The organism is Pseudomonas sp. K5002, from assembly GCF_013386655.1.
GTDB lineage: Bacteria > Pseudomonadota > Gammaproteobacteria > Pseudomonadales > Pseudomonadaceae > Aquipseudomonas.
This window is the reverse complement of record NZ_JACARK010000560.1, coordinates 1-3828: the sequence shown is the minus strand read 5'-3', so window position 1 is coordinate 3828 and position 3828 is coordinate 1. Positions and strand designations below refer to the sequence as shown.

Genomic DNA, 3828 nt, shown 5'->3' with positions numbered 1-3828 from the left:
CCAGGCCGAAAGCGCCGGGGGCATGGTGGTGGCTTCAGTGCAGTCGGCGATTGCCGCCGGGGCGGCGGCAGGCGGCGCGATGTTCAGTTTCAGTGGTATCGACGGGGTCTTTGCCGCGGCAGGTATCTTGATGCTGTTGGCGGCACTGTTGATTGCGCTGAAGGTGAAGGTTGAAGCGCCTCCACAAGGTGCAGAGGCGGGGCCGGTGTTTCATCTCTGAAACCGTGATAGAGGCAGGGGGCGAGAATAAACGCATGCGCTTCGCCCCCTTTCAGTCCGCTTGATCAATCCTGCTGGTTTGGGGCTCAGGTCCGACTCCGAGCAATCGTAGCTGAACGACCGCCTGCTGATCATTGCCCGGCAACGACCCTCGTATCTCTCTTTACTTCAGTAGCTGCGCAAAATAACCTCTGCCTCGCAGGCACCGTCCTGCTCCTTCAGGTTTGGCAAGGCGCCTCACACTCACCAGCACCGCCTGGCAGGTGTCATGGTGCTTGCACGTTGAGGTTCTGCGATGAGCGCAGTCGTTGATCATGGCGTCCGTTTCGGACGAATTGCAGTAACGCTTCCCGTAAAGGACATGGGCAGGGCCCATGATTTTTACACCAGGGTCCTGGGGTTTACGAAAGCCTTCGAAAATGGAAACCCGATCGGCTTCATGATTCTGCAGCGCGACCAGGGCGAGCTGCATTTGACCTTGCAACCCAACCATCCAGCTGCCGCGTTCACGATTGCCCACCTGATGGTGGACGATGTCGACAGGCTGCACGCCGCTTGCGTGCAGCATGGGGCGAGGATCATCAAGCGCCTCAAGGATCAGGATTACGGGTTGCGGGCGTTTGTGTTCGAAGACCCGGACGGGAATCGTATTGATGTAGGTCAGCCGCTCTAACCGAGCAATCAGGGAAGATAATGTTGACGACTACCGATGTTGTTCACACGCTGCGTGCACCGTCAGAGCTTGATTACTACGACACCCGGTCAGCCCCGCTGCCTACTGAAATCACCGCGCTGGATGCCTGGAACATCATGACCGGCGAACCGGGGCCGTTGATGCAGGTGGCTTTCCGAATCAGGGATGCCATTTCCTCGTTGTTTGGTGTGAAGCGCATCGGTGGGTTCTCCGGCACCTTGCGCGAGGCTGTGCAGGTCGGCGACCGGCTGGACTTCTTCCTGGTGGAACGCTGCGCGCCCGACATGCTGGTGCTGACCGAGCGTGACCGGCACCTGGATGTGATGATCTGCCTTTCAATCGCTGACCGTGTACTCACGATCACCTCGTCGGTTGTCACCCATAACACCTATGGGCGCCTCTACATGCTGCCAGTGGGGCCAGCGCACAAACTCATTGTGAATGCTCACCTGCGACGACTTGAACGAACGCTGCAAGAGACAGCCGCAACGCCCGGCGGGTAGGCACGTTCACCGCCCGCCGGGAGGTGGATCAATTGCCTTTTTCAGCCGCCAAGAAGTACGCAACCAACGCATTGGCGTGACCATGGCCCATGCCGTGTTCAGTCTTGAGCAAGGCCACAAGCTCCATATGCTTCCTGGAACTGGCGGCCTTGAGCAGATCCAGCCAGTGGCTAATGGGTTGCCCATAGTTTTTTTCGATGGAGGGGAAGTACGACGCTGGCCCTTTTGTTTTTGTGTCGTCGGTCATGATGCAAACTCCCTTTTTGCTGAGGTGATAATGCCCGGATAACGTTACCGCTCTGGACTCACCGGGTCCACCGTACGGCCCGTCCCTACACGCCCCCGTTGGCCTCGCCAATCAAAATATCCTCGAAGAACGCCCCGACCGGTTGTGTGGGATGGCAGATCTGTATCTCCAGCACCCAGACCATCTCGCTCGGTACGATCTCGACTTCAGCCAGCTTGTCCTGCCCGAACAGGGCATGGGGGAAGTCGGCGATGCGGTGTCCGGCCAGGTTGCGCTCAAGGCGCCAGCCCTTGGAGAGGGCGCTACCCTCAGCGAAGTCGTACAGCTCGCGCCCGGTCAGCCCGCGGTGCCAGGCATCGCGGGTCTCGTCGAACACTTCATGCAGGGCCTTCGTGCAAGCGTCATGCAATGGGTGCTCGCCGAATACGAAGGTGTCGCCATAGTCGCCTTCATAGCCATCCCACACCGGGCCAAGGTCCACCACGGCGATATCGGTGGGCCGCAGCTTGCGCAGCAGGTCGATGCCTTGGCGGGGTGTGCGGACGGTGTCTTCGCCAAAGCGGATATAGGTGGGATGCCAGGTGTGAGACGCGCCCATGGCCTGCAATGTCTCACTGGCCATTGCGAGGGCTTGCGCCGTGGTCATGCCGACTTTCAATTGATCGGCGATGGCGGCCAGGGCCCTGACCGTTTGCTCGCGGGCGGCGAGCATGCCGTCCAGCGAGTAGCGCGGGCCGACTTTTTCCAGCACCGGGTGCCGCGTGTTGAGCGACTCCGCTGGCGTCAATGCACCGCTGGGGACGAAGGCTTCGGCGACAAAACGATGCGCCTGCGCACCCGCCGCCAGGCAGGCTGCGCGGGCCTGGTTGATCATCGTGCTATTGCCGCAGGCGTAGATTTGGCTCTCGGCCCAGTCATGGGGCTGTGTCAACGCGACCTGCTGTACGCGGGCGTCTGCCGACAAAACCCGATGCCAGAGAAAGCGTGGATGGGCCTGGCTGGCCCGTTCGAGAAACTCGACGTCGTAGAAGTCCGCCGGGGCCGAGTTACCCCAATACAGGGTGACCTCGGCCTGGCGGGCCAGGGCCGTCAGCAACAAGGGCTTGATACCGGCATAACCGGTCCCGGTAGCGAACAGCACAACAGGGCGCTCATCGTCGTGTTGCCAGGTGCAGGCGCCCACGGGGCCTTCGAGTTTCACCGCATCACCCACTTGCAAGGTCGGCAGGATGCATTCGGAAAACAGGCCGCCGCTGACCTGGCGAATATGAAACACCAACCGGCCTTGGTCCTGCGCGGGTAGATTGGCCACGGAGAAACAGCGGCTGTCGCCATCGTCGAGGCGAAACCTGAGGTACTGGCCGGCCCGGACTTCAAGTGGCTGGGCAGTCAGCAACACCAGCTCGACGATGTCGGCGCTCAACGCGCGTTTGCTGATCACCTGTGCGCTGGCTTCCAGCGCGGGCGTGTCCAGTGACCAGCCGGGTATTTCCAGGCGCATGTCGCTGCAGGCATGGCTCTGGCACAGCAACATCTCGTCAGCCGCGAGCGGATAGGAGGCGGCAGGGGTGTCGGGTGTGCGCAGCTTTTCCCGGTGCTGGCCCGACACCACCTTGACCTTGCACGATCCGCAGGCGCCGCGCCGGCAGGAAAAGGGTACGGCGAGACCGCTGGCCAGCATGGCGTCGAGCAGCAATTGATCGGCAGCTTCGAAGGATTTGCCCGAGGGCAACAATTCAACGACATGGCGGTTGTGCATAAACACCTCTGGGCAATTGAGCCTCGATTGTTGCGGTAGACTAGGACCAGGAGAACCTCCAGTTTTGGATAATTCATATGGTCCAGCTTCGCAAATGGCGCCCGCTGCTCAAACTCGATGGGGAGCAGCCGCAGGCGTCCTACAGAAAGATCGTCGAGGGCCTGGTGAGCGCGATTGTCGAGGGCCGCCTGCGCCCCGGAGCGCTGTTGCCCGGCACGCGGGAGATGGCGCAACTGCTGGACGTCAACCGCAAGACGGTGATCCTTGCCTACGAGGAGGCGGTGACCAAGGGCTGGCTGGTCAGCCTTCAACGTCGCGGTACCTTCGTCAGTTCGCAGCTGGCGACAGGCGCGGTGCCGGCCACCCGCGCCCCGAAGTCGTTTGCCCCGGCATTGCGGGAGGTGCC

5 protein-coding genes and 1 pseudogene are annotated in these 3828 nt (G+C 61.4%); 4 read left to right on the top strand and 2 right to left on the bottom strand.

Going from position 1 to position 3828, the window contains the following annotated elements; translation table 11 throughout:
- From HX846_RS23390 to HX846_RS23380, 3 genes and pseudogenes are all read left to right on the top strand, one after another.
- A pseudogene (locus HX846_RS23390) lies at positions 1-220 on the top strand (MFS transporter); the annotation flags it as partial.
- A 294-nt stretch (positions 221-514) separates the two neighbouring features.
- Positions 515-892 (top strand): glyoxalase/bleomycin resistance/extradiol dioxygenase family protein, encoded by a 378-nt coding sequence (locus HX846_RS23385; protein WP_008438853.1) that lies wholly within the window; start codon positions 515-517, stop codon positions 890-892.
- A 20-nt stretch (positions 893-912) separates the two neighbouring features.
- Positions 913-1416: a DUF2867 domain-containing protein gene (locus tag HX846_RS23380; protein ID WP_087693745.1), complete on the top strand. Its 504-nt coding sequence runs from the start codon at positions 913-915 to the stop codon at positions 1414-1416.
- 28 nt (positions 1417-1444) lie between these two features.
- Here the strand turns inward: HX846_RS23380 and HX846_RS23375 are convergent, their stop codons facing one another.
- Together HX846_RS23375 and HX846_RS23370 are read right to left on the bottom strand one after the other, a co-directional pair.
- The gene (locus HX846_RS23375; RefSeq protein ID WP_003214516.1) at positions 1445-1663 is read right to left on the bottom strand and encodes a DUF4287 domain-containing protein; all 219 of its coding nucleotides are present in this window, start codon (positions 1661-1663) and stop codon (positions 1445-1447) included.
- An 85-nt stretch (positions 1664-1748) separates the two neighbouring features.
- Positions 1749-3422, bottom strand: coding sequence for a M24 family metallopeptidase (locus HX846_RS23370; protein ID WP_178966172.1), 1674 nt, complete (start codon positions 3420-3422; stop codon positions 1749-1751).
- A 77-nt stretch (positions 3423-3499) separates the two neighbouring features.
- Here HX846_RS23370 and HX846_RS23365 point away from each other — a divergent pair.
- Positions 3500-3828 (top strand): GntR family transcriptional regulator (locus HX846_RS23365; RefSeq protein ID WP_178966171.1); only part of this gene is annotated, 329 nt, incomplete at its 3' end.